Here is a 25,128-nt window from a genome sequence, read left to right as displayed (position 1 = left end):
CAGAGTATAACGCTCGACGGCCTGCGTCAGTTCATGCATCGTTACATTGTATCTAGACGCAGCAAAATCGGATTTTGCCGCCCAGCAGAGCAGGTTGCGTGAAAAAGGTGATATCAGTTTGGTTTTTCTGTCATCCACTGGTGCTAATCTGCGCGGGTTCGTCTGTCGTCTGCGACACAGCGTCGCGCTTAAAAGGAGCTTTACTCGACAACAACGGCTAACGCTCTGCGTGCAAGGCCGAGGGAGAGAGCGCCTGACGGACACATACTAATAACTGGGGGAAACACCAATGAGCACAAGCACTGCGGCTGGTAGTACTGCCGCACAGCCTGCGTTCCTGTCCAAGGAGCGCATTATCGCCAAGCCAGGGTTCAACCGCTGGCTGGTTCCACCGGCCGCCCTGGCCATCCACCTCTGCATCGGCATGGCCTACGGGTTCTCGGTGTTTTGGCTGCCGCTGTCCAAAGCGCTGGGTATCACGGCACCGGTCGCCTGCGCGCCGGACATGAGCTTCATCACGCAAGTCTTCTCGTCCCAGTGCGACTGGCCCATCTCCATGCTGGGCTGGATCTACACGCTGTTCTTCATCTTCCTGGGTTGCTCCGCAGCGATCTGGGGCGGCTGGCTGGAACATGCCGGGCCACGTAAGGCCGGCGTTGTATCGGCCTTGTGCTGGTGTGGCGGTCTGTTGATCTCGGCGTTGGGCATCTATACCCACCAGATCTGGCTGATGTGGATCGGCTCCGGCGTGATCGGCGGTATCGGCCTGGGCCTGGGCTATATCTCGCCCGTGTCGACCCTGATCAAGTGGTTCCCGGACAAACGCGGCATGGCCACCGGCATGGCGATCATGGGCTTTGGCGGCGGCGCAATGGTCGGTGCACCCTTGGCTGCAGCGCTGATGGGCCACTTCGCTTCGCCAACAAGTGTGGGCGTGTGGCAGAGTTTTGTGGTCATGGCCGTGATCTACTTCGTGTTCATGATTGGCGGCGCGCTGTCGTACCGCGTTCCGCCAACCGGCTGGAAGCCTGAAGGCTGGACCGCGCCGGCGAAAAAAGCCAGCAATGCGATGATCACCCACCGTCACGTTCACGTGAACGTGGCGTGGAAAACCCCGCAATTCCGCCTGGTGTGGCTGGTGCTGTGCCTGAACGTGTCTGCCGGTATCGGCATTCTCGGCATGGCGTCGCCGCTGCTGCAGGAAGTGTTCGGTGGCAAGTTGCTGGGTGTCGATGTGCCGTTCGGCCAGCTGGATGCCGGGCAATTGGCGTCCATCGCGGCTATCGCCGCAGGCTTCACCGGCTTGTTGAGCCTGTTCAACATCGGTGGGCGGTTCTTCTGGGCGTCGTTCTCCGACTACCTGGGCCGTAAAAATACCTACTTCGTGTTCTTCGCCCTGGGCTTTGCCCTCTACGCGCTGATCCCGAACCTGGGGCACCTGGGCAACGTGGCGCTGTTCGTGGCGGCGTTCTGCATCATCCTGTCGATGTACGGCGGCGGTTTTGCCACCGTTCCGGCGTACCTGGCCGACCTGTTCGGCACCCAGATGGTCGGCGCGATCCACGGTCGCCTGTTGACCGCTTGGGCGGCGGCGGGCGTGTTGGGCCCGGTGTTGGTCAACTACCTGCGTGAGTATCAGCTGAGCATCGGCGTTGAACGTGCCGCGGCGTATGACATCACCTTGTACATCCTCGCCGGCCTGCTGGTGCTGGGCTTCATCTGCAACCTGCTGGTGCGCCCGGTGGCCGACAAGTACTTCATGACCGACGCGGAACTGGCTGCCGAACAGGCGCTGGGCCATGACAAAGGCGCCACTGCCTCTACGTCGCTGGAGTGGAAGGCTTCTTCCGCCAGCGTGCCATTGGCTATCGTGGCGTGGCTGGTGGTGGGCATTCCGTTGGCGTGGGGTGTGTGGGTGACCCTGCAGAAGACGGCGGTATTGTTCCACTGATAAACCGTTGCGCAGTGCCCGCTCATGCAAGATGAGCGGGCCTCGGGCAGTCAGAGCGGGCTACTCCTGCTTCTTGTCAGGCAAGGCTTTGGTTGATTGACCGCGCCATGGGATGCGTTGAAACCATGGCCGCGGCACCGGATGCACGATTACCCGCAAGGCTCGGGCGTAATCCATGACCAGGCCGGGTGTCCAGGCCATGGTCATGGCGCGCTTGCGTACTTGCGCGGCAATCCACAGTTCCGGCATGAGCAGGGTCTGCAACACCGAGCGCCAGCGCCGCGACCGTTCCGCCAATACCCCATCCATCGAGGCTTCCAAGGCAAATGCCACGCTGCTCGAGCAGTTGCGGTAGGTCAGGTTGTAAGTGGCCTGTTGGCGATAGTTATTGGAAAACTCAATCAACGCCTTGCGGCTGTACCGGTGAAAAATGATCTTGCGGTCCGAATCGCACCAGTTGGCCACTTCGGTGGCGTAGTCCGGCTGGAAGGTGCCCGGCACGTCATTGTTGCGAGTGGCCTTGAGAATGCGGAAAAACTCTGACGGTGAGCGATCAATGTCTGCAACCGGATACAGGCTCAGGTACACCGACGGCGACAGCTCAAGGGCAGCGTGCCCGGTTGAAATCACGCCTTGTGCATCCACGGCCGCGATGTAGCGATTGATGATAGGGCGGGGAATGGTGGTTGCGCTGGCGGTGCCTTCCGGCGTCCAGATATGCACCACCAGTGGATCGGTGCAGGCAGGCTCCGGCTCAGGCTGCGGCAGCGGTTCCTGCGGCGGCAGCTTCTTGAAATCCGATAGCAGATCCCTGGGCGCAAGCAGCTCGAACGTCGAGGTGCCATGGCGCAATCGCCTGACGCGACGCGCAATGCGTACCGTGTTCAGGCCGCTGACGATCATCAGCGCGCCAAGAAAAAAAGACACGGTGGCACTGTTGGCGATGGGGTACGGGCTGACCAGCAACCCGGCGAACACCACTTGGGCGCCGCCGCTGATCAACGATGATCGCCAGCGCGGGAACCTGACGACCCAGGCCGAGGTGATGGTCAGCAGGCCGATCACAAAGTAGGTAAAGCCAAAAATGATCGCCAGCAGCAGGTTGCTGTAGACCTTGTCGGCGAGGATCAATACCGCGACAAAAAAGCAAATCCCGCCCTTGAAATACAGCACGGCGCGCTGAGTACCCACGCCGCTGGCGGCCACGCTCAGGGTGACAATGCTTTCCAGCAGCAACAGCAAGCCGAACGCGCGCAGCGGAAAATACAACTCGCCATCCAGGCCGTCGATCATCACGCCAACGCCCATCACGCCCCATACGATACCGATCAGGCCGAGAAACCAGAATTTGGATCGGACGAATTCAACGCCGAACAGCAGTAAAGCAATCTGAATCATGAAGGTACTCGTACAGGTAGACGCTGATCGGCAAACGTTCAGGAATAGCGACTGCTTTGCCAGTTGCCGACAAATACTTGGCCCCTGGCATCGCGCATGGCGCCGGGGCTTTGGTCGTAAAGGGTCAGCCAGTCACCGTTGCCTTTGTCGATGCGAAAGGCCAGCGATGAGGCGTGGGTACGGGTGTCCGGCGACCAGTGCTGTTTGAGTTTTTCGCGGTCATCGGGGTGCACGCGCGCCAGCACCTGCTCAATGGTGCCCAGGGGCCGGGTGCCGATATCCAGCAGCGAATCGAGGTTGTCGTCCCAGAGGATGTCGCCTGTTTCGGGATGCAACTGGTACATCACGCCGTCGCCCCCCAGCCTTCCGGTTTGCGGGTCGTAGGGCCTGGCCGATTGCGTCATCAGGCGTATCACCACCACCAGCAGGGCGGTAATGGACAAGTAGCTTTGCGCAAGCAGCAGAGGCTCGCCTTCGAGCAGGCCCGGCACATAAAACGGCCCGGTCTTCTGATCGGTGTAATTGACCACGATGCTGCCTAGCACCAGCAGCGCGATCGAGCCTCCAGGGCTGCGCCAGGTCACGCAAACGGCAAGGGCGAGGGCGATCGGCAGGCAGGCCAGGATGAAATACACCGCAGCGCCGGCATCGGTGTCCAGCATGCTGGTGAGCCAGTGCGGCGCGGCCCCGAAGACGTACCAGGTATTTAATGCGAGCAGCAGCAGCCACCCGGCGCCGGCGAGTTTCTCCCGTGCGCTGACGGGAAATTCGCGCAGGTTGCTGTTCAGCACGTTCATGACCACAACGGTCGCAAAGAACACGCCGTTAACGCCAGACATCCAGTTGGTCATCAGCGTATGGGGTGATGTTTCCCCGGCCAGCATCAGCCAGCCCTTCCTGATCAGCGCCTGCACGCCACAAATGGCCACGGTCGCCAGCAACCACAGCACGATGGCGTGCAGGTCGTCGCCACGGCGCGCGAAACGCCGTACCAGCCAGGCAATGGCAATCGAACCTGCCAGCGCCTCAGCCGAAAGCGCGATGGCAGCCGGTGACTCCTCCCAGCCGTGCGCACCGAGCAGCACCCGCGCGATCAATAACACAAGGAACAGCATCGGCCAGTGCGCACGGCGCGAGCTCAGGAAGGCCGACACCGAAACGCCCGCCGGAAACCAGATAATCGCCATCTTCGAGACGGGGTCATCAAAGGCCAGCGAGGCCATGCCGGTCACGTAATAGGTCAACGCCCACAGGAGGAGAATGCCGCTGCGCCGTAAGACTCTGGGTATCGTCACTGTTCAGTATTCATCAGGTTTTAAACGTAGCGCTCATGTTACAGCGAAGCCGGCGCTGGCATTTGGCTAATATGCCGGGCGCACCATCCTGGAGCATGCACTTGTACGCACATGTCTAGCGCCGACACTCCATCAGTCTTATCCCCTTCGATGTTTCTGTTTAGCGTCCGCGCCCCTATAATGGCTGCCTTTTTCGCCCAATGATTTTGCGGAGCTGGTGATGGCCGAACGTAAGGCGTCCGTCGAGCGCGACACTCTGGAAACCCAGATCAAAGCCTCGATCAACCTGGATGGCACCGGAAAGGCCCGATTTGATATCGGTGTACCTTTTCTTGAGCACATGCTGGACCAGATCGCCCGTCACGGGCTGATCGACCTGGATATCGTCAGCAAGGGCGACCTGCATATCGACGACCACCACACGGTGGAAGACGTCGGTATCACGTTGGGCCAGGCATTTGCCAAAGCCATCGGCGACAAGAAAGGCATCCGTCGCTACGGCCACGCCTATGTCCCGCTGGACGAAGCGCTGTCGCGTGTGGTCATCGACTTCTCCGGCCGCCCAGGCCTGCAGATGCACGTGCCCTACACCCGCGCCACCGTGGGCGGCTTTGACGTTGACCTGTTCCAGGAATTTTTCCAGGGTTTCGTCAACCACGCGCTGGTCAGCCTGCACATCGACAACCTGCGCGGCACCAACACCCACCACCAGATCGAAACCGTGTTCAAGGCTTTCGGCCGCGCGCTGCGCATGGCCGTGGAGCTGGATGACCGCATGGCCGGGCAAATGCCCTCGACCAAGGGCGTCCTGTAATGCAGACGGTCGCGGTTATCGATTACGGCATGGGTAACCTGCACTCGGTGGCCAAGGCCCTCGAGCACGTAGGCGCCGGCAAGGTGCTGATCACCAGTGATGCCAACGTGATTCGCGAAGCCGACCGGGTCGTATTTCCTGGTGTTGGCGCGATTCGCGACTGCATGGCCGAGATCCGCCGCCTGGGCTTTGACAGCCTGGTGCGCGAAGTCAGCCAGGACCGCCCGTTCCTCGGCATCTGCGTGGGCATGCAAGCCTTGCTCGAGCGCAGTGAAGAGAACGACGGCGTCGACTGCATCGGCCTGTTTCCAGGCCAGGTGAAGTTCTTTGGCAAGGACCTGCACGAAGACGGTGAACACCTGAAAGTCCCGCACATGGGCTGGAACGAGGTGCGCCGCACCGTCGACCACCCGCTGTGGCACGAAATCCCGGACATGGCGCGTTTCTACTTTGTGCACAGCTACTACATCGCCGCCGGTAACCCGCGCCAGGTGGTCGGTGGCGGGCACTACGGCGTCGACTTCGCCGCAGCGCTGGCCGAAGGTTCGCGTTTTGCGGTGCAATTCCACCCGGAGAAGAGCCATACCCATGGTCTGCAGTTGCTGCAGAACTTCGCCGCCTGGGATGGGCGCTGGTAAATGGCCAGGAAGCCGAAGCAGCCGATCTTGAACCTCACCCCCGAGCAGGAGAGTGAGGCTACCCTCAAGATCAAGCGCTTCATGGAGGACCGCTTCGAGCTCAAGTTGGGCTCGTTCGAGGTTGCCGAGATTCTTGAACTGTTCACCACCGAAGTGGCGCCGCACTATTACAACAGGGCGATTTTCGACACGCAGACGCTCCTTAAAGAAAGGTTCGAAAGCATCGAAAGCGACTTGTGGTCGCTTGAGAAACCCTGATTTCCCAAGCATTGCTGAATATCGAATAAGGTTTGCCAGATGCTGATTATCCCCGCTATCGATCTCAAGGACGGCGCTTGTGTACGCCTGCGCCAAGGCCGCATGGAAGACTCCACCGTGTTCTCCGATGACCCGGTGAGCATGGCTGCCAAATGGGTAGAAGGTGGCTGCCGTCGTCTGCATCTGGTGGACTTGAACGGCGCCTTCGAAGGCCAGCCGGTCAACGGCGAGGTGGTGACCGCCATCGCCAAGCGCTACCCGAACCTGCCGATCCAGATCGGCGGCGGTATTCGCTCCCTGGAAACCATCGAGCACTACGTCAAGGCTGGCGTGAGCTACGTGATCATTGGCACCAAGGCCGTGAAAGACCCGGCGTTCGTTGCCGAGGCCTGCCGCGCGTTCCCGGGTAAGGTGATTGTCGGCCTGGACGCCAAGGACGGTTTCGTCGCCACCGACGGCTGGGCTGAAATCAGCACCGTGCAAGTGATCGACCTGGCCAAGCAGTTCGAAGCCGACGGCGTGTCCGCCATCGTTTATACCGACATCGCCAAAGACGGCATGATGCAGGGCTGCAACGTGCCGTTCACCGCCGCGTTGGCTGCCGCCACCAACATTCCAGTGATCGCTTCCGGTGGTATCCACAACCTGGGCGACATCAAGTCGCTGCTGGACGCCAAGGCGCCTGGCATCATCGGCGCCATCACCGGCCGCGCGATCTATGAAGGTACCCTGGACGTCGCCGAAGCCCAGGCTTACTGCGATGCCTACAACGGCTGAGGACTGACCATGGCGCTGGCCAAACGCATCATCCCTTGCCTGGACGTCGACAACGGTCGCGTGGTCAAGGGCGTCAAGTTCGAGAACATCCGTGACGCCGGCGACCCGGTGGAAATCGCCCGTCGCTACGATGAGCAAGGTGCCGACGAGATTACCTTTCTCGACATCACCGCCAGCGTCGACGGCCGCGACACCACGCTGCATACCGTAGAGCGCATGGCCAGCCAGGTGTTTATCCCGCTGACTGTGGGCGGTGGCGTTCGCACCGTGCAAGACATCCGCAACCTGCTCAATGCCGGCGCGGACAAGGTCTCGATCAACACCGCCGCGGTGTTCAACCCGGAGTTTGTCGGCGAAGCCGCGCAGCACTTCGGTTCGCAGTGCATCGTGGTCGCCATCGACGCCAAGAAAGTCTCCGGGCCGGGCGAAACCCCGCGCTGGGAGATCTTCACCCACGGCGGTCGCAAACCCACCGGGCTGGATGCGGTGGAGTGGGCGATGAAGATGGAAGGCCTGGGCGCCGGTGAGATCCTGCTGACCAGCATGGACCAGGACGGCATGAAAAACGGCTTCGACCTCGGCGTGACCCGCGCCATCAGTGATGCGCTGGGCATTCCAGTGATCGCGTCCGGCGGTGTCGGCAACCTGCAGCACCTGGCCGACGGCGTGATCGAAGGCCACGCCAGCGCGGTGCTGGCGGCGAGTATTTTCCACTTTGGCGAATACACCGTTCCGGAGGCCAAGGCCTACATGGCGGCGCGCGGTATCGTCGTTCGCTAAACGCTGCTGGACACCATGGCGGGCGCGCGGCACTCTCTGCGCTTGCCATGGATTCCGGTAACTTTCATGTTCAAACACCTGCTGCTCGCCCTCGCCAGTTCTTCCATGCTTTTGGCAGGTTCGGCCCGTGCCGAAGAACCGTCTGACGCCTCTTTGGTGTTGCTGACGGAAAACTTCCCGCCGTACAACATGGCAAAAAACGGCAAGAACTTCGCCAAGGACGAGAACATCGAAGGCATCGCCGTGGACATCGTGCGCGAGACCTTCAAGCGTGCTGGCATTTCCTACAACCTGACCCTGCGTTTTCCTTGGGAGCGAATCTACAAACTCGCCCTGGAAAAACCTGGTTATGGCGTATTCGTGATGGCGCGCCTGCCGGACCGTGAAGCCCTGTTCAAATGGGTCGGCCCCATCGGCCCGGACGATTGGGTGTTGCTGGCCAAGGCCGACAGCAAGATCCAGCTGGATGACCTGGAGCATGCGCGCCGCTACAAGATCGGCGCCTACAAAGGCGACGCCATTGCCGATACGCTGGAAAAGCAGGGCCTCAACCCACTGGTGGTATTACGCGACCAGGACAACGCGCAAAAGCTTCTGGATGGCCAGATCGACCTGTGGGCCACCGGTGATCCCGCCGGGCGTTACCTGGCGCGTCAGGTGGGCGTGACGGGGCTCAAGACCGTGTTGCGCTTCAATAGCGCGCAACTCTACCTCGCGCTGAACAAGGACGTGCCGGACGAACTGGTCGCCAAGCTTCAGGCCGCGCTGGATCAGCTGCGCAAAGACGGCGTGGTCGACGAAATCATGGCGCGCTACCTCTAAATACAGCTATGTAGCGCACGGTAATCAGCAGAATAAACACGGTCAAATGTGGGAGCGGGCTTGCCCGCGAAAGCGGTGTGTCAGTCACTGAATCTGCTGACTGACCCACCGCCCTCGCGAGCAAGCCCGCTCCCACACGGGAATGTCGCCATCTGATCTAACGGTACTGACCGTTCTTGCCATGCCCGGCCATGGCCTGATTGCCGCGCACGCTGATCATCAGCTTGATATCAATCCAGTCGATGCCCTGAGCCTTGAGCTTGGGCAACTCGCGCTCCAGCACCGCCAGCGTCTGCGGATAAGGGTGGCCGATCATCACCACCGAGCCCTGCTTGTGCGCCAGCTTGATCGCGGTTTGCAGTTGCGTGGTAATGGCCGCCTCGGTGCGCTCGTCATCAAGGAATACATCCCGCGAGACATGCGCCAAACCAATCTTTTGCGCTTCGGCGGCGGCGACGGTCTGCGCGCTGGTGCGGCTGTCGACAAAGAACTTGTTGCGCCGCTGCAGCTCGCCCATCAACCAGGCCATGGCGTCCCGTTGGGCAGTCATGCGGCTGCCCATATGGTTGTTGATGCCAGCGGTGTAGGGCACGGCCTTGAACGCGGCATCCAGGCGTTTGCCGAGTTCTTCGATCGGCAGCTCGGGGTGCCAGGCGAACGGGCCGGTGGCCGGGTCCATGGGCATGTGCAGGATCACAATCTTGCCGGCCTTGTGCGCTTCGCGGGCGAATTCGGCGGCGTGGGGCGTGTCCGGCATCACCGCCGTGGTCACCGGCCCGGGCAGGCCCAGCACGCGACGATCCCGAGGCAGGTTTTGCCCCAGGTCGTCGATGATGAGGGTCAGGTAGGCTTTGTGTGGCTCGCCGTCAGGCGTCGCGTGGGCGACGCCTGCCAGGCTGCAAAGCAGGGCGATGATCAGGGCAAAACGCATATCAACGGCTGCGCGTGATGCTCAGGCCTTTCAGCAGGCTCAGCGCCTGGGCCAGTTGGTAATCGTCGTCCTGCGGCATCGGCTTGGCTTTGGCGCCGCTGCCGGTTGGCTGGTCGGCACCGCCGTTGCCATTGCCCAGGTGACCTTGCAGGTCGGCCTCTTTGTAGTACTCGCTGTCGATCTCGTTGGTGATCTTGGCTTTACGCACTTCGATGTCCGGGACGATGCCCTGCGCCTGAATCGAACGGCCGTTCGGCGTGTAGTACAGCGCCGTGGTGATCTTCAATGCGCGGTCGTTGTTCAGCGGCAGCACAGTTTGTACCGAGCCTTTGCCGAAGCTGGTGGTGCCCATCAGCACGCCGCGTTTCTGGTCCTGCAGGGCACCGGCGACGATTTCCGACGCCGAGGCGCTGCCGCCGTTGATCAGCACTGCCAGTGGCACGCCTTCGCTCAAGTCATTGCCGGTGGCCGAGAAGCGCAACTCGGAGTTGGCGATGCGGCCTTTGGTGTAAACAATCAGGCCCTTGGTGATGAAGTGGTCGACCACTTCCACCGCCGACTGCAACACGCCGCCTGGGTTGTTACGCAGGTCGAGCACGATGCCGTTGAGTTTCTTGCCGTTGTCTTTGCGCAGCTTGGCCAGGGCCTTGGCCACTTCGTCGCCGGTCTTGACCTGGAACTGGGTGATACGGATGTAGCCGTAGCCGGACTCCAGCAGTTGGCTCTTCACGCTCTTGACCGTGATGGTCGCGCGGGCCAGGGTCACGTCAAACGGATTGCCGCCGTCGCGCACCAGGGTCAGGGTGATTTTCTGGCCGAGCTTGCCACGCATCTTGTCGACAGCTTCGGTCATGGTCTGGCCGCGAGTCGGTTGACCGTTGATCTTCACGATCAGGTCGCCAGCCTGGATGCCAGCTTTTGACGCCGGCGTGTCGTCGATCGGCGAGACCACTTTGATCTGGCCGTCTTCGGAGCCGACTTCGATGCCCAGGCCGCCGAACTCGCCGCTGGTGCTTTCCTGCAACTCGGCAAAATCTTCCGGGCCCAGGTAAGCGGAGTGCGGGTCGAGGTTGCTAAGCATGCCTTTAATGGCATTTTCCAGCAGGGTTTTATCGTCTACGGGTTCGACATAGGCTGCCTTGATCCGGTCCATGACCTCGGCAAAGGTGCGCAACTCGTCCAGCGGCAGCGGGGCCTTGGTGGTCGCAGCCGTGGTCGCGGTCGTGGCGGCGGGTGCAGCCCCAGCGGCCTGGTCGGCAAAAGCCAGAGGCGCGCCGATCACCAGGGCGATCGTCAGGGCCAGCGAAGTGAGGCGGGACAAATGCAGCATGTCGAACGAACTCCTAATGTAGATGCGGCCCTATCCTTGGGAACGGCACCATTGTGCAGGGTCGCTCGGGCGGCCCTGCTGACGAATAGCGAAGTACAGCGCCGGAGTGTCCTGGCCACCACTGTTACCGACAGTGGAGATGGATTCACCGGCTTTTACAACATCACCTGCCGACTTGAGTAAAGTCTGATTGTGGCCGTAAAGGCTCAAATAGCCATTACCGTGGTCAAGAATCACCAACAAACCGGCGCCGCGCAGCCAATCGGCAAACACCACGCGCCCACCGTGAACGGCATGAACCTGGCTGCCGGCGGCGGCGCTGATCATGACCCCGTCCCATTTGGCGCGGGTATCGTCACCTCGGGTTTCACCGAAGCGTGCCAGTAGTCGACCATCAACAGGCCATGGAAGTTTTCCACGCGCTGAAGCAAAAGGTCCGCCGAACGACTCGCCGGCGCTGGAAACCAGCGGGCCAGGCGCTGCGTGCGCCGGTTTGCGTGGGGCCGGAGCGTCGGTGGTGGCGGCCAGTTCGGCTTCACGCTGACGCTTTTTTTCCGCTTCCTGCTGGGCGATCAGCGCTTTCTGCCGCGCTTCTTCGGCCTCACGTGCCTGGCGAGCCAGGGTTTCCTCGATGGTTTTGAGCACTTTGCCCAGGTCAGCCTGGTCTTGCTCGCGGGCCTGCAGCTTGGCGTCGCGGGCCTTCACATCGTCGTTGAGCTTGGCCAGGGCGAGCTGGCGCTCTTTGCGGACCTTGTCCAGCTGGTCGCGCTGGGTGTCGAGGGCGGTTTTCTGGTCGAGCAGTTGCGATTGCTGGTCGGCAATTTCCTGCTCGACGTTGGCCAGCTGGCGCAGGGTTTCGTTAAAACCCTTCAACTGCGCCAGGCGTGCCTTGCTCAGGTAGTCGTAATAGGTGAGGGTGCGCGCGAATTTTTCCGGGTTCTGCTGGTTGAGCAGCAGCTTGAGGTATTCCTGGCGGCCGCTCTGGTACGCGGCGCGGGCCTGGATCGCAATCAGGCGTTGCTGTTCAACGCGTGCGCTCTGGAGTTTTTTTTTCTCAGCGTCGAGTCGCTCCAGTTCCGACTCGCTCTTCTTTAATTCTTTTTGTAGCTCCTGGACCTGCTTCTCGAGCTTGCCCATTTCGGTTTCGGTACCGCGCAGGTCTTTCTGCACCCCGGATTTCTCTTCCTGGAGCTTGCCGAGCAGTTTCTTCAGCTCGGTAATGTCCTGACGCGTAGCGTCCAACTGTTGTTGGGTTTGTGCGCGCTCATCGGCAAATGCCGGTTGGAGCAGGCAGACTAGAGCGAGGGTAATCAAGGCGCGAAGCATAGAGGCGGGCGACACCAGGGAAAGGGACGGCCTAGTATGCCCGCCAAGCGCCGCAAAAAAAACGCCCAATTCGGGCTGGAAGGCAAGATAGGTGCCGAGTGGCGTTGGTATGGCGAAAAGATATCTACCAAACACAGGAGATCCAATGTGGGAGGGGGCTTGCCCCCGATAGCGGTGTATCAGCCACCTCTGTGTCAGCTGACCCACCGTAATCGGGGGCAAGCCCCCTCCCACACTGTTTTGCGGTGATGCTGGGGATCAAACCAGAATCGACGTGCCGGTCATCTCTTTCGGCTTCTCCAGCCCCATCAGCATCAACATGGTCGGCGCCACGTCCGCCAGCACGCCGCCGTGCCGAACTTTGAAGTCGCGCTTGCCGACATAGATGAACGGCACTGGCTCGGTGGTGTGCGCGGTATGGGCCTGGCCGGTGGATTCATCCGACATCTGCTCGCAGTTGCCGTGGTCAGCGGTGATCAGCGCTTCGCCGCCGACTTTGTCCAGGGCGTCGACGATGCGGCCGACGCACAGGTCCAGGCATTCCACGGCTTTTACGGCCGCTTCCAGGTTGCCGCTGTGGCCAACCATGTCGCCGTTGGCGTAGTTGACCACGATCACGTCGTAACGCTGGTGCTCGATGGCATCGACGATCTTGTCGGTCACTTCCGGCGCGCTCATTTCCGGCTGCAGGTCATAAGTGGCGACTTTTGGCGACGGAATAAGGATGCGTTCTTCGCCCGGGAACGGTTCTTCACGCCCGCCGGAGAAGAAGAAGGTGACGTGAGCGTATTTTTCGGTTTCGGCGATGCGCAGCTGGGTCTTGCCGTTCTTGGCCAGGTAATCGCCCAGCACGTTTTCCAGGCTGCCTGGCGCGAAGGCCGACGGGGCCGGGATGTTGGCGGCGTATTGGGTGAGCATCACGAACTCGACCTTCGGCTGGCGTGCGCGCTCGAAGTCTTTGAAGCCGGCATCGACGAATACATGGCTCAGCTCACGGGCACGGTCGGCGCGGAAGTTCATGAACACCACGGCGTCGCCGTCTTCGACTTTCACTGGCTCGCCGATGGTGGTGGCTTTGACGAATTCGTCGCTCTCGCCACGCGCATAGGCGGCTTGCAAGCCTTCCTGGGCGGTGGCCGCGTTGAATTCGGCCTGGCCGTCGACGATCAGGTTGTAGGCCTGGGCCACGCGGTCCCAGCGGTTATCGCGGTCCATGGCAAAGTAACGGCCGACCAAGCTGGCGATGCGGCCTTTGCCGAGGGCGGCGAAGGTGGCGTCGAGCAGTTCAATGGACGACTGGGCGCTTTTTGGCGGGGTGTCGCGGCCGTCGAGGAAAGCGTGCAGATAAATTTTGTCGGCGCCGCGCTTGAAGGCCAGCTCGGCCATGGCGACCAGGTGGTCCTGGTGGCTGTGTACACCGCCGTCGGACAACAGGCCCATGAAGTGCACGGCCTTACCGGCCGCAACTGCTTTATCCACCGCCGCGCAAATGGCCGGGTTCTCGAAGAACTCGCCGTCACGGATCGATTTGGTCACGCGTGTGAAGTCTTGGTATACCACTCGTCCGGCGCCGAGGTTCATGTGGCCGACTTCCGAGTTGCCCATCTGGCCGTCCGGTAGGCCTACGTCCATACCGGAACCGGAGATCAATCCGTTGGGTACTGTGGCGCTCAGGCGGTCGAGTACCGGCTTCCTGGCCGAGTACACGGCGTTGTCGTGGTGGCTTTCACTGTGTCCGAAGCCATCGAGAATTATCAGGACCAAAGGTTTAGGCGTAGTAGTCATAGATCCTCTCGCGGCGGTAATAAAGGAAGGCAATCTAAAAGGGAGTGGCAGTTTAAAGCGAAGTTCCGACCACGTCACCGCTTTACGGGGGTTGGCCCCCCCTGACGGCTGTGTATACTTACCGCCATTTTAACGCCCTGGAACCTCCTTGATGGTTGATCACCTGATTGCATTTGCCACTGCCCACTACCTGCTCGCGGGTGCCTTCGTCATCCTGCTGGCGCTGCTGATCGCTCATGAAATGAGCCGCGGTGGCCGCAGCCTGAGCACGTCGGAGCTGACCGCACTGGTCAACAAGGATGAGGCCGTTGTCGTGGATATTCGTCCGGCCAAGGATTTTGCCGCCGGCCATATCGTCGGCGCCCTGAACATTCCGCAGGACAAGCTGATCGCACGCTTGCCCGAGCTGGAAAAATACAAAGGCAAGACCATCATTCTGGTCGACGCCCAAGGCCAGCACGCCGGCACCCACGCCCGCGAGATGCTCAAGACCGGTTTCACCGCCGCCAAACTGTCCGGCGGTATCGGCAGCTGGAAGGCCGATAACCTGCCGCTGGTGAAGTGATATGAGCCAGGTTGTCGTTTATTCCAGCGATTATTGCCCTTACTGCATGCGAGCCAAGGCTTTGCTGGAGAAAAAGGGCGTTGCCTTCGAAGAGATCAAGGTCGATGGCAAGCCCCAGGTGCGCGCCGAGATGACCAAGAAAGCGGGACGCACGTCCGTGCCGCAGATCTGGATCGGCGACAAGCATATCGGTGGTTGCGATGACCTGTTCGCCCTGGAGCGCGCCGGTAAGCTTGATGCGCTGCTGCTCGTCTGACTCCTAACCCCTAAAAGACCCCAAGATCAAGAAGGATCTGCGATGACTGACCAACAGAACACCGAAGCAGCGCAAGACCAAGGCCCACAATTCTCGCTGCAGCGGATCTACGTGCGTGACCTGTCGTTCGAAGCGCCGAAAAGCCCGGCCATCTTCCGTCAGGAATGGACACCAAGCGTTGCGCTGGACCTGAACACCCGTCAAAAGGCACTCGAAGGCGACTTCCATGAAGTCGTGCTGACCCTGTCGGTCACCGTCAAGAACGGCGAAGAAGTGGCCTTCATCGCTGAAGTGCAACAGGCCGGTATCTTCCTGATCCAGGGCCTGGACGAGGCTTCGATGAGCCACACCCTGGGCGCGTTCTGCCCGAACATCTTGTTCCCGTATGCCCGTGAGACCCTGGACAGCCTGGTCACTCGTGGCTCGTTCCCGGCGCTGATGCTGGCTCCGGTGAACTTCGATGCCCTGTATGCGCAAGAGCTGCAGCGCATGCAAACAGAAGGTTCGTCGACCGTTCAGTAATGGGCCCGACGCAGCAACCAATGTGGGAGGGGGCTTGTGTGGGAGCTGGCTTGCCTGCGATAGCGTCACCTGGGTATCACTGATACACCGAGGTGCCTGCATCGCGGGCAAGCCCAGCTCCCACACAAGCTCCCTCCCACATTTGCTATGTGTATTACTTGAAACCGAGCTGGCGCCAGCCTTCGTAGACGGCGACGGCCACGGTGTTGGACAGGTTCAAGCTGCGGCAGCCCTCACGCATCGGCAAGCGCAGGCGATGGCCGTCGGGCAGGGCGTCGAGCACCTCTGCCGGCAGGCCACGGCTTTCCGGGCCGAACAGGAAGGCGTCGCCCTCGGCAAAGCTGGCGTCATGAAACGGCCGCGAACCTTTGGTGGTGAACGCGAACAGCCGCGGGTGGCCCAGGCTTTCCAGGCAGCTGGCCAGGTCCGCATGGCGCTTGAGCGTGGCGTACTCGTGGTAGTCCAGCCCGGCGCGGCGCAGGCGCTTGTCGTCCATGTCGAAGCCCAGAGGCTCGATCAAATGCAGGTGGCAGCCACTGTTGGCGCACAGCCTGATAACGTTGCCGGTATTCGGCGGAATTTCTGGTTGAAAAAGGATGACGTGAAACATGCACGGCTCCGAAGGCAAAGATGCGCTGCATTCTACCCCCGAAGACGACCCAAGACCGAAGCTATTGCCCAGGGTTTTGGGCTCATTGGCCATTGTTGGGTTGATGATCGGCCTGATGATCGGCCGCCTCACAATGCCGGACCCGGTCGAACTGCAACAGGTCGAGACCGCGGCGGACGGCCTGGTGGTGTGGTTCAACAGCGAACCCAAGCTGCACGGCGAACATATCGACGGCACCGTGGCGCTGCTGTTTGACGCGCTGGGCAAGGCCGCCAGCGGGCAGCTCAAGGTCAATGACAAGGATGTGAACTGGCGCATCCGCAAGACCGATGGCGGCTTGCTGCTGAACCTGGTGGCGGCTCGGCCGTTGCGCGGGGAGTGGAAAGGGGAGAAGGCCGATGGCCGTTGGCGGTTGCAGATCCATCTGCGCGAGGAATAAAAGAGGGAATCCCCGGCCTGCCTGTACCGAGGTTCCCGAAACGGGTGTGGGGCGCGACGCGATCCGCATCAAGCACCCCAGGTGTAAAGAGGGGATTCTCGGCCTGCCTGTACCAAGGTCCCCGAAACTGGGTAGTACAAGGGTTATTGCAGGGCGCGTGCCAGAACTTGCAATGTGTGCCAAAAAAAATTGCCAGAAAGCGCAAAGCCCCGAAATACGGGGCTTTGGTGTTTTTGGCGATTCATTTTTTGTTAATGATTTGGTCGTTTCAGGGGTTGGAGCTGTGCCCGATGCCGGTTCATGGTGCATTGAAGCGGTGCACGGTCTGAAGCCTGGTGGAGATCCAAACGTGCAGGAGATTCAAATGTGGGAGGGGGCTTGCCCCCGATAGCAGTGTGTCAGCCAGCGAGTATGTGGCTGATACACCGCAATCGGGGGCAAGCCCCCTCCCGCATTTGATATTCAGTGGATGAGAAGGCTGTGATCAGCCTTCATCACCCTCATCATCATCGCCGCCATCGACATTCATCCCCAGCTCCTTGATCTTGCGCGTCAAGGTATTGCGGCCCCAGCCCAACAGCACGGCGGCGTCGCGGCGGCGGCCGGCGGTGTGCTTCAAGGCAGTTTCGATCATGATCCGTTCGAACGCCGGTACGGCGCTGTCGAGCAGGTTCGACTGGCCGCGTGCCAAGGCCTGATCGGCCCACTGGCGCAGCGCCTGTTCCCAGTTGGTCACCGGTGCCGAGTCCTGCGGCAGGCTCAGCAGCTCCGGCGGCAGGTCGCTGATATGCACTTCACGGCCGGAGGCCATGACGGTGATCCAGCGGCAGGTGTTCTCCAGCTGCCGCACGTTGCCCGGCCACGGCAGATTCTTGAGATATTCCTCGGTCTCGCTTTTGAGCAACTTCGGCTCGACGGCCAGCTCTTGAGCGGCGCGGCTGAGGAAGTGACGAGCCAGGGTCGGAATGTCTTCGCGGCGATCCGACATGCGTGGGATGTGGATACGGATCACGTTCAGACGGTGGAACAAGTCCTCACGGAATTTGCCCGCGTGCACCAGGGTTTCGAGGTTCTGGTGGGTCGCTGCAATGATGCGCACATCGACCTTGACCGGCGTGTGCCCGCCCACGCGATAGAACTCACCGTCAGCCAATACTCGCAGCAAGCGGGTTTGGGTGTCGGCCGGCATGTCGCCGATTTCATCCAGAAACAACGTGCCGCCGTCCGCCTGTTCAAAGCGCCCGCGACGCAGGTTGGCCGCGCCGGTAAACGCGCCTTTTTCATGGCCGAACAGCTCGGATTCCATCAAGTCCTTGGGAATCGCCGCCATGTTCAGCGCGATAAACGGCGAAGCCGCCCGCGGGCTGTGGCGGTGCAAGGCATGAGCCACAAGCTCTTTGCCGGTGCCCGATTCGCCGTTGATCAGCACGGTGATGTTGGAGTGGCTCAAGCGCCCGATGGCGCGAAACACTTCCTGCATCGCCGGCGCTTCGCCGATGATTTCCGGGGTACGGGTCAGGGCCGGTGGGGCTTCCTGGTTCTGTTGTTCCTGGGCGTGCTGGTTGGCGCGCTTGACCAGCGCCACGGCCTCGTCCACGTCGAACGGCTTGGGCAGGTATTCAAAGGCACCGCCCTGATAGGACGCGACAGCGCTGTCCAGGTCCGAGTGCGCGGTCATGATGATCACCGGCAGGCGCGGGTGCTGCTCGCGGATGCGCGCGAGCAAATCCAGGCCACTGGCGCCGGGCATGCGGATGTCGGAGATGATCACGTCCGGCTGCTGGCGCGCCAGGCGGCTCATCACCCCGTCGGCGCTGTCGAAGCTCTGGGTGGTCATGCCTTCCTGTTGCAAGGCTTTCTCGAGGACCCAGCGGATAGAACGGTCGTCATCGACGATCCAGACAGTTTCACTACGGCTCATGTCGATGGGGCTCCTTGTTCCAGAGGCAGAAAGATCGAGAAGGTGGTGTGACCGGGATGGCTCTCACACTCGATCAAACCCTGGTGCTGGCTGATGATGTTCTGGGTAATGGCCAGGCCCAGCCCGGTACCGTCCGGGCGGCCGCTGACCATGGGGAAGAAGATGGTTTCCTGCAGTTCTGCAGGAATGCCCGGGCCGTTGTCGATGATCTCGACCTTGGTTACCAGGCGGTGGCGCACATGGCCGATGGTGAACTGTCGCAGGGCGCGGGTGCGCAGGCTGATGCGGCCCAGGCGCAGCTCGTTCTGGCTGCTGATGGCCTGCATGGCGTTGCGCACGATATTGAGCACGGCCTGGATCATCTGTTCGCGGTCGATCAACACGTCCGGAATGCTTGGGTCGTAGTCGCGTACCAGGGTGATGCAGCCTTGGCTTTCGGCCTCGACCAACTGGCAAACGCGTTCCAGCACTTCGTGCACGTTGGTCATCGCCAGCGACGGCAATTTGTTGGAGCCGAGCATGCGGTCCACCAGGTTACGCAGGCGGTCGGCTTCTTCGATGATGACGTTGGTGTAGTCCTTGAGGTTCTCGTCCGGCAGCTCGCGGGCGAGCAATTGCGCGGCGCCGCGAATCCCGCCCAGCGGGTTCTTAATCTCATGGGCCAGGCCGCGCACCAGCATCTTGCTGGTTTCCTGCTTGGACAGCTGCGCTTCTTCTTTAGTAATACGCAGCAGGCGGTCGCGCGGGTGCACTTCGAGCAGCAGCAAGGTGGCACCGTTGCTCAGGATCGGGGTTACTGCGTAGTCGACGGTCAGGGTCTGGCCGGTGAGGGCGGTGAGCATCGCTTCGCGCTTGGTGAACGGGTGTGCCTGCTCCACCGCCTGGCGCAACGAGCTCAAGGCTTCGGCCGACTCGGTGAACAATTCGCTGATGAACTGCCCATGGCTGCGCTGCCCGCTGATGGCCAGGAGCATCTCCGCCGCCGGGTTCATGTACTCAAGACGCAGGTCGTCATTGAGCAGAATGGTCGCGGTGGTCAGGTTGTCGAGTAATAAACGGTGCAGTGCATCGCTGATGGTCATCAGGACCTCTTTTGGAGCAAGGCGCGGGCTTGAGGCACACGCTGATACAAGGAAAATGCAAAAACCAAACCAAGGCTCCGAAAAGAAGCGTTAAAGCCCTGAAATAGGGGTTTAAGGCGCGAAACTGTGGCGTTCTGCCAGCTCACTCGGGAAGATTCGAACCAAAATGGGCTGTCTGGGTGGGAAGGGTGCGGCGCTACGCACCAATATAGTGCAGTTTTGCGAGGTTTGTTCAGGAAGGTTTTTTAGGCGTGCTTTTTCGATTGTTCAGGCAAGGCTTGATGACCTCGCGCAAGCCTGTGCTGTCTTTGGGCAGGATGAACTCGGCGCTCAGTGGCGAATCACCGGGAATGGCGGAGGGAATGGTCATCCTGATGCGCTGGCCACCCATGTCATCGGTGATCCACTCGCGCAGTTCTTGGCGGTTGGCGGGCATGGTGAGTTTGAACAGCACGCCGTGCTGCTGCGTGGGCTCGGCGCTGTAATAGCCGTTTACGCGGTAAGTGCGGGCTGGAAGCACGCCGGTGGTGAGGCTGAGCGGGCCGGTGGAGCGAGCGTCCGGGCCTTCATAAATACCGGGTTTGAAATGCAACTGGTCGGTGTGGGTGAGCAGCGAGATCATTGGGCGCAAGGGCGCGCTGTAGCACGCCACATGTAGGATCGCCATGCTGGAATTGCCGTCGTGGGCAGCGGTGCCATTGATGCGGGCATTGATAATCGTGCTTTGCGGGTAAGGCGCTTCTACCGTCCAGGCCGTGGGCTCAAGGTCGAGGGTCGTTGACGGTGTGGGTTTTTGCGCTGCGGCGATCGGGCTGAGCACGAGCGTCAGTGAACACAGGGTCTTACAGATAAGGTTCATCGCAAAGACATCGGCGAGTGGCGGCAGGACGCTGCATCGTAGAGGCCCGATGGCCTGGGATGTATCAGACATTTCCGCGATTTAACCAAGGTGCGGGAAAGGGCCTTCAATGAAGCAGGCCCTTATCCTTCAAGGCGTGTAGACGCACAACTCGGCCGTGGCGCGGGTCATTGCGATCTGCACCAAGGGATCGTTAAGCGGTTCGTGCACGGCCAGGGCTACCCAGTGCGGGCACTGCGGGTTGCTGCGCTCGGGGCCGAAGTCGGCTAATTGTTGCAGCATGCGCTTTTGCAGCTGGTCCAGTTGAGGGCGAATCTTGCCGGTCAGGTCCGGGCGCGGCGTATCGGGCGCCTTGCCTTTAAACTGCCAGTCGGACAGTCGGGTGTATTGCACCAGTTTATTCGCCTCGATCTGCGCGGAGAAAAACTGCTCCGCCGCCTCGGGCGAGACTTTGTAGTCGGGGGCCTGGGCTCTCGCGCTGGCGATCACAGCCTGTTCGCGAGGGCGATCTTCCACGGCTTTGTGGCTGTCCCATTTGCTCAGTGCGACCTGGTCGGCGATGGTCAGGCGCTCGGCGATGCTGTTGAGCAGCGGTTCGAGTGTCGGCGGCGCGGCAGTGGCGGTGGCGCTGGCGAACAGCAAGGCAAGTACGAGTCGATGTTTCAAAGGCGGTCCCCTGTAGGCACGAGCGTGTTCGAAGGTCGCCAACGATAACGCGTAATTATTGAAGGCGCGCGGCACGCATGAGATTTTTTGCGCGCGTCTGCGCCCGGCAGTTAGTGGCGCAGGCCACCATCAATCGGTGTGGGAGAGCGGCATGCCGGGGCTGCCGGCATAAAACACCAGTAACTCCACCGGCGTATCCCCTGTGACGCCTCGATGGACGATGTTGACCATCTCGGCGAGTGTCTGCCCTTGTCTGAAAACCCGGGCGTGCCCGCTGTCGCGGCTTTGCACCGTGAGTTCGCCGCTGAGTATGTAAGCCGCATTGGGCATCGGGTGTGTGTGCCAGGCGAGGGTTGTGTGTGGCGCAATCTTGAGCTTCAACAGCGTCAGCTCCGGGGCGCTTTGGGGGTAGCCGGTATAAGGCGTACCGTCCCAGGATGCGCTGCTTTGCAGCAGGATTTGCCTTTCGATCGGCGCAGGGGCTTTGGGCGGGGTGCCACACCCGTGCAGAAACAGGCAGGCGATGAGCGCGAGCGAGCGGTTGTACATGATTTGATCCGTTGAGCAGAGTAGTGCCTCAGGCTACGTGCGTTAGATCGGGATGGATGTCGGGCGAGGCGGTGAGTCTGCGCAGTTATCTGCCTGTGTGATGTAAGAGGTGGGCGTGGCAGGTGTCGCAACGCCGCCAGAAACACGATGGCTTTGACGGGTACCCACGGCGGCCTTCTCCCGCGCCGCGCGGGTAGCTTCGATATTTTCAGGCATAAAAAAAGGCCTCCCGAAGAAGGCCTTTTTTGTCACGCCGCTTTAAGCGGCGCTACCGGATCAGCAGCTGTAGTACAGCTCGTATTCCAGTGGGTGTACGAAGGTGCGTACTTTGATTTCTTCTTCGCTTTTCAGCTCGATGTAGGCATCGATGAAGTCGTCGCTGAATACGCCGCCTTTGGTCAGGAACGCACGGCCCTTGTCCAGCTCTTCCAGGGCTTCTTTCAGGCTGCCGCACACTTGTGGGATCTCTTTGGCCTCTTCAGGCGGCAGGTCGTACAAGTTTTTGTCGGCGGCGTCGCCTGGGTGGATCTTGTTCTGGATACCGTCCAGGCCGGCCATTACCAGGGCAGCGAAGGCCAGGTACGGGTTGGCTGCTGGATCCGGGAAGCGCGCTTCGATACGGCGAGCGCGAGGGCTGGACACGTAAGGAATACGGATCGAGGCGGAACGGTTACGTGCCGAGTAAGCCAGCATTACTGGTGCTTCGAAACCTGGGACCAGACGCTTGTAGGAGTTGGTCGACGGGTTGGTGAAACCGTTCAGGGCCTTACCGTGCTTGATGATGCCGCCGATGAAGTACAGGGCGGTGTCGGACAGGCCGGCATAACCTTCGCCAGCGAAGGTGTTTTTGCCTTCTTTGGCGATGGACAGGTGAACGTGCATACCCGAGCCGTTATCGCCGTACAGCGGCTTAGGCATGAAAGTAGCGGTACGGCCGTAGGCATCAGCCACGTTGTGTACGCAGTATTTCAGGGTCTGAACTTCGTCAGCCTTGGCAACCAGGGTGTTGAACTTCACGCCGATTTCGTTCTGGCCGGCAGTCGCCACTTCGTGGTGGTGAACTTCGATGACCAGGCCCATTTCTTCCATGGCGTTGCACATGGAGGTACGGATTTCGTGGTCGTGGTCGAATGGCGGAACCGGGAAGTAGCCACCTTTGATGCCTGGACGGTGGCCTTTGTTGCCGCCTTCGATGTCCTGGTCGGACATCCACGAACCTTGTTCGGAGAAGATCTTGAACATGGAACCGGAGATGTCGGACTTGAACTTGACCGAATCAAAGATGAAGAATTCTGGCTCTGGGCCTACGAATACGGTGTCGCCGATACCGGTCGACTTCAGGTATTCCTCGGCACGCTTGGCGATCGCACGTGGGTCGCGGTCGTAGCCTTGCATGGTCGAAGGCTCGATCACGTCGCAGACGATGATCAGGGTTGGGTCTTCGGTGAACGGGTCGAGAACGGCAGTGCTGTCGTCCGGCATCAGGATCATGTCGGAGGCTTCGATGCCTTTCCAGCCAGCAATGGAGGAACCGTCGAACATTTTGCCTTCTTCGAAGAAAGCATCATCCAGCGCGTCGCGAGCCGGCATGGTCACGTGGTGCTGAGTACCTTTAGTGTCCGTGAAGCGCAGATCAATCCATTTAACGTCATGATCTTTGATGAGTTGAACCGACTTCGACATGGTGTCCTCCGGGTGGCTTCGGGCTGGGGTAGTGGAGTTAGCCCTTAGAATGTGGGTGATGCCGGCGCGAATACTCGACCAAGGCAACCTGCCTCACAAGAGAGCAAATTGCATGCCAGTGCGCCAACATGGCCTTATTGCCTCAAAATGGCCCCTATAAAGGTGCAATCCGCTGAAGCGCAATAAATAACGCACTGCAATGTAGCGCTAATTTGCGCAAATGACCTGTTTTGGTGCGTGTTGTGTCTGATGCATATTAACTGGTTAAACCTTGAGCGATTTCCGCTATAATCCGCGCCCCCCTTTTTCAGCAGGCCCGGCGCGCGCTGTTTCCATGAAATTAATCGTTAAAGTGTTCCCCGAGATCACCATCAAAAGCCGACCGGTACGGACGCGTTTCATCCGTCAGTTGGCCAAGAACATCCGTGCCGTGCTCCGTGACCTGGACCCGGCTGTGGTGGTGAACGGCGTGTGGGACAACCTCGAGCTGGAAACCCGTGTCACCGACGCCAAAGCCTTGAAGGACATGACTGAGCGCCTGAGCTGCATGCCGGGCATCGCGCATTTCCTGCAGGTGGATGAGTACCCGCTGGGCGACTTCGACGACATCACCGAAAAGTGCAAACAGCACTACGGTAGCGAGCTTGAAGGCAAGATCTTTTCGGTGCGCTGCAAGCGCGCCGGCAAGCACACCTTCAGCTCCATGGACGTCGAGAAATACGTCGGCAGCAAGCTGCGTCGCGAGTGCGGCGCTGCCGGAATTTCCCTGAAAGCGCCGCAAATTGAAGTGCGCATGGAAATTCGCGACCAACGGTTGTTTGTGATCCACAGCCAGCACAACAGCATCGGCGGCTACCCGTTGGGTGCCCTGGAACAGACCCTGGTACTGATGTCCGGCGGTTTCGATTCCACGGTGGCGGCCTACCAGATCATGCGCCGCGGCCTGATGAGCCACTTCTGCTTCTTTAATCTGGGCGGGCGTGCACACGAATTGGGCGTGATGGAAGTCGCGCACTTTATCTGGAAGAAGTACGGCAGCTCCCAGCGCGTGCTATTCGTAAGCGTGCCGTTCGAGGAAGTGCTGGGCGAAATTCTCGGCAAAGTCGATAACAGTCATATGGGCGTAGTATTGAAGCGTATGATGTTGCGCGCTGCGTCGCGGATTGCCGATCAGCTGCAGATCGACGCGCTGGTGACCGGTGAAGCGATTTCCCAGGTCTCCAGCCAGACGCTGCCGAACCTGTCGCTGATCGACTGCGTGACCGAGAAGCTGGTGCTGCGCCCGCTCATCGCCAGTCACAAGCAGGACATCATCGACCAGGCCGAAGAAATCGGCACGGCGGCGTTTGCCAAACACATGCCTGAATATTGCGGGGTCATCTCGGTGAACCCCAAGACCCACGCCAAGCGCAACCGCGTGGAGTACGAAGAACAACAGTTCGACATGGCGATTCTGGAGCGTGCGCTCGAGAACGCCAAAATGGTCCCGATCGATCGCGTCATCGACGAATTGGGCCAGGATGTGCAAATCGAAGAAGTCAGCGAAGTCCTGGCCGGCCAGATTGTCGTCGACATCCGTCATCCGGATGCCGCCGAAGATGAGCCGCTGGAAATCGCTGGCATCGACGTGCAAACGCTGCCGTTCTACGCATTGAACGCGCGTTTCAAGGAACTGGATAACAGCCGTCAGTACCTGCTGTATTGCGACAAAGGCGTGATGAGTCGCCTGCATGCCCACCATTTGCTCAGTGAGGGGCATGCCAATGTGCGCGTTTATCGACCGAGCTAAGAGCCCGGGGCTGTTTGCCTGTGGCCTGCGTCACCGGCCCCCCGACTCTGCCGTCAAGCTGTAACGGCAAGGCCTGACTCTA

The 25,128-nt window shown here is 60.5% G+C and carries 25 protein-coding genes; 12 read left to right on the top strand and 13 right to left on the bottom strand.

Annotated features, from left to right (window positions below):
• Positions 1-289: 289 nt before the first annotated feature.
• Positions 290-1,951 (top strand): OFA family MFS transporter, encoded by a 1,662-nt coding sequence (locus ACM530_RS08260; protein ID WP_145159872.1) that lies wholly within the window; start codon positions 290-292, stop codon positions 1,949-1,951.
• A 60-nt stretch (positions 1,952-2,011) separates the two neighbouring features.
• Here the strand turns inward: ACM530_RS08260 and ACM530_RS08255 are convergent, their stop codons facing one another.
• Together ACM530_RS08255 and ACM530_RS08250 are read right to left on the bottom strand one after the other, a co-directional pair.
• Positions 2,012-3,349, bottom strand: a complete 1,338-nt coding sequence (locus ACM530_RS08255; protein ID WP_416364565.1) for an HdeD family acid-resistance protein — start codon at positions 3,347-3,349, stop codon at positions 2,012-2,014.
• Between the two features lie 38 nt (positions 3,350-3,387).
• A complete protein-coding gene (locus ACM530_RS08250; protein ID WP_145159876.1) occupies positions 3,388-4,644 on the bottom strand; it encodes an MASE1 domain-containing protein in 1,257 nt (418 codons plus the stop codon).
• Between the two features lie 220 nt (positions 4,645-4,864).
• On the opposite strand from ACM530_RS08250, the gene hisB reads away from it, so the two are divergent.
• From hisB to ACM530_RS08220, 6 genes are all read left to right on the top strand, one after another.
• The gene (gene hisB, locus ACM530_RS08245) at positions 4,865-5,458 is read left to right on the top strand and encodes an imidazoleglycerol-phosphate dehydratase HisB (RefSeq protein ID WP_003218037.1); all 594 of its coding nucleotides are present in this window, start codon (positions 4,865-4,867) and stop codon (positions 5,456-5,458) included.
• Positions 5,458-6,096 (top strand): imidazole glycerol phosphate synthase subunit HisH, encoded by a 639-nt coding sequence (gene hisH, locus ACM530_RS08240; protein WP_262208058.1) that lies wholly within the window; start codon positions 5,458-5,460, stop codon positions 6,094-6,096. Before hisB ends, hisH begins: the two co-directional genes overlap by 1 nt.
• On the top strand, positions 6,097-6,354 hold the full coding sequence (locus ACM530_RS08235; RefSeq protein WP_010213888.1) for a DUF2164 domain-containing protein: 258 nt from the start codon (positions 6,097-6,099) through the stop codon (positions 6,352-6,354).
• Positions 6,355-6,393: 39 nt separating this feature from the next.
• Positions 6,394-7,131, top strand: a complete 738-nt coding sequence (gene hisA, locus ACM530_RS08230) for a 1-(5-phosphoribosyl)-5-[(5-phosphoribosylamino)methylideneamino]imidazole-4-carboxamide isomerase (protein ID WP_145159883.1) — start codon at positions 6,394-6,396, stop codon at positions 7,129-7,131.
• A gap of 9 nt (positions 7,132-7,140) precedes the next feature.
• Positions 7,141-7,911 carry an imidazole glycerol phosphate synthase subunit HisF gene (gene hisF / locus ACM530_RS08225; RefSeq protein WP_003171107.1) on the top strand — a complete coding sequence of 257 codons (771 nt, stop codon included), beginning with the start codon at positions 7,141-7,143 and terminating at the stop codon, positions 7,909-7,911.
• Between the two features lie 66 nt (positions 7,912-7,977).
• Entirely contained in the window at positions 7,978-8,733 is a 756-nt protein-coding gene (locus ACM530_RS08220) for a substrate-binding periplasmic protein (protein WP_145159885.1), read from the top strand.
• A gap of 157 nt (positions 8,734-8,890) precedes the next feature.
• On the opposite strand, the gene ACM530_RS08215 is transcribed toward ACM530_RS08220, so the two are convergent.
• The 4 genes from ACM530_RS08215 to gpmI form a co-directional block, all read right to left on the bottom strand.
• Positions 8,891-9,664, bottom strand: coding sequence for a divergent polysaccharide deacetylase family protein (locus ACM530_RS08215; RefSeq protein WP_145159887.1), 774 nt, complete (start codon positions 9,662-9,664; stop codon positions 8,891-8,893).
• Position 9,665: 1 nt separating this feature from the next.
• On the bottom strand, positions 9,666-10,994 hold the full coding sequence (locus ACM530_RS08210) for a S41 family peptidase (RefSeq protein ID WP_145159889.1): 1,329 nt from the start codon (positions 10,992-10,994) through the stop codon (positions 9,666-9,668).
• A 30-nt stretch (positions 10,995-11,024) separates the two neighbouring features.
• On the bottom strand, positions 11,025-12,320 hold the full coding sequence (locus ACM530_RS08205) for a murein hydrolase activator EnvC family protein (protein ID WP_106577475.1): 1,296 nt from the start codon (positions 12,318-12,320) through the stop codon (positions 11,025-11,027).
• A gap of 258 nt (positions 12,321-12,578) precedes the next feature.
• Complete coding sequence (gene gpmI / locus ACM530_RS08200; protein WP_242198735.1) at positions 12,579-14,105, bottom strand: 2,3-bisphosphoglycerate-independent phosphoglycerate mutase; 1,527 nt, start codon at positions 14,103-14,105, stop codon at positions 12,579-12,581.
• 151 nt (positions 14,106-14,256) lie between these two features.
• Here gpmI and ACM530_RS08195 point away from each other — a divergent pair, with 151 nt between their 5' ends.
• From ACM530_RS08195 to secB, 3 genes are read left to right on the top strand one after another with little or no spacing between them, the layout of a single operon-like run.
• The gene (locus ACM530_RS08195; protein ID WP_145159895.1) at positions 14,257-14,670 is read left to right on the top strand and encodes a rhodanese-like domain-containing protein; all 414 of its coding nucleotides are present in this window, start codon (positions 14,257-14,259) and stop codon (positions 14,668-14,670) included.
• A gap of 1 nt (position 14,671) precedes the next feature.
• Positions 14,672-14,926 carry a glutaredoxin 3 gene (gene grxC / locus ACM530_RS08190; protein WP_106577477.1) on the top strand — a complete coding sequence of 85 codons (255 nt, stop codon included), beginning with the start codon at positions 14,672-14,674 and terminating at the stop codon, positions 14,924-14,926.
• Between the two features lie 42 nt (positions 14,927-14,968).
• The gene (gene secB, locus ACM530_RS08185; RefSeq protein WP_106577478.1) at positions 14,969-15,448 is read left to right on the top strand and encodes a protein-export chaperone SecB; all 480 of its coding nucleotides are present in this window, start codon (positions 14,969-14,971) and stop codon (positions 15,446-15,448) included.
• Between the two features lie 154 nt (positions 15,449-15,602).
• Here the strand turns inward: secB and ACM530_RS08180 are convergent, their stop codons facing one another.
• Complete coding sequence (locus ACM530_RS08180; protein ID WP_003171120.1) at positions 15,603-16,058, bottom strand: tRNA (cytidine(34)-2'-O)-methyltransferase; 456 nt, start codon at positions 16,056-16,058, stop codon at positions 15,603-15,605.
• On the opposite strand from ACM530_RS08180, the gene ACM530_RS08175 reads away from it, so the two are divergent.
• Positions 16,057-16,497, top strand: coding sequence for a hypothetical protein (locus ACM530_RS08175; RefSeq protein WP_416364564.1), 441 nt, complete (start codon positions 16,057-16,059; stop codon positions 16,495-16,497). The two genes, ACM530_RS08180 and ACM530_RS08175, sit on opposite strands and share 2 nt — an antisense overlap.
• A 484-nt stretch (positions 16,498-16,981) precedes the next feature.
• Here the strand turns inward: ACM530_RS08175 and ntrC are convergent, their stop codons facing one another.
• From ntrC to glnA, 6 genes are all read right to left on the bottom strand, one after another.
• Positions 16,982-18,418, bottom strand: a complete 1,437-nt coding sequence (gene ntrC / locus ACM530_RS08170) for a nitrogen regulation protein NR(I) (RefSeq protein WP_416364563.1) — start codon at positions 18,416-18,418, stop codon at positions 16,982-16,984.
• Positions 18,415-19,500, bottom strand: a complete 1,086-nt coding sequence (glnL, locus tag ACM530_RS08165) for a nitrogen regulation protein NR(II) (protein ID WP_016979130.1) — start codon at positions 19,498-19,500, stop codon at positions 18,415-18,417. Before glnL ends, ntrC begins: the two co-directional genes overlap by 4 nt.
• A 232-nt stretch (positions 19,501-19,732) precedes the next feature.
• A complete protein-coding gene (locus tag ACM530_RS08160) occupies positions 19,733-20,359 on the bottom strand; it encodes a hypothetical protein (protein ID WP_369301663.1) in 627 nt (208 codons plus the stop codon).
• 129 nt (positions 20,360-20,488) lie between these two features.
• Positions 20,489-21,025: a chorismate mutase gene (locus ACM530_RS08155; protein WP_145159903.1), complete on the bottom strand. Its 537-nt coding sequence runs from the start codon at positions 21,023-21,025 to the stop codon at positions 20,489-20,491.
• A 129-nt stretch (positions 21,026-21,154) separates the two neighbouring features.
• Complete coding sequence (locus ACM530_RS08150) at positions 21,155-21,574, bottom strand: cupin domain-containing protein (RefSeq protein ID WP_145159904.1); 420 nt, start codon at positions 21,572-21,574, stop codon at positions 21,155-21,157.
• Positions 21,575-21,850: 276 nt separating this feature from the next.
• On the bottom strand, positions 21,851-23,257 hold the full coding sequence (gene glnA / locus ACM530_RS08145; RefSeq protein ID WP_034117297.1) for a glutamate--ammonia ligase: 1,407 nt from the start codon (positions 23,255-23,257) through the stop codon (positions 21,851-21,853).
• Positions 23,258-23,591: 334 nt separating this feature from the next.
• On the opposite strand from glnA, the gene thiI reads away from it, so the two are divergent.
• The gene (gene thiI / locus ACM530_RS08140) at positions 23,592-25,046 is read left to right on the top strand and encodes a tRNA uracil 4-sulfurtransferase ThiI (RefSeq protein WP_106577484.1); all 1,455 of its coding nucleotides are present in this window, start codon (positions 23,592-23,594) and stop codon (positions 25,044-25,046) included.
• Positions 25,047-25,128 lie beyond the last annotated feature (82 nt).

This window comes from Pseudomonas sp. NFX183 (assembly GCF_047943075.1).
In the GTDB taxonomy this organism is placed as follows: domain Bacteria; phylum Pseudomonadota; class Gammaproteobacteria; order Pseudomonadales; family Pseudomonadaceae; genus Aquipseudomonas.
Note: the sequence above shows the minus strand (reverse complement) of the source record. Positions and strands in the feature narration are given on the sequence as shown.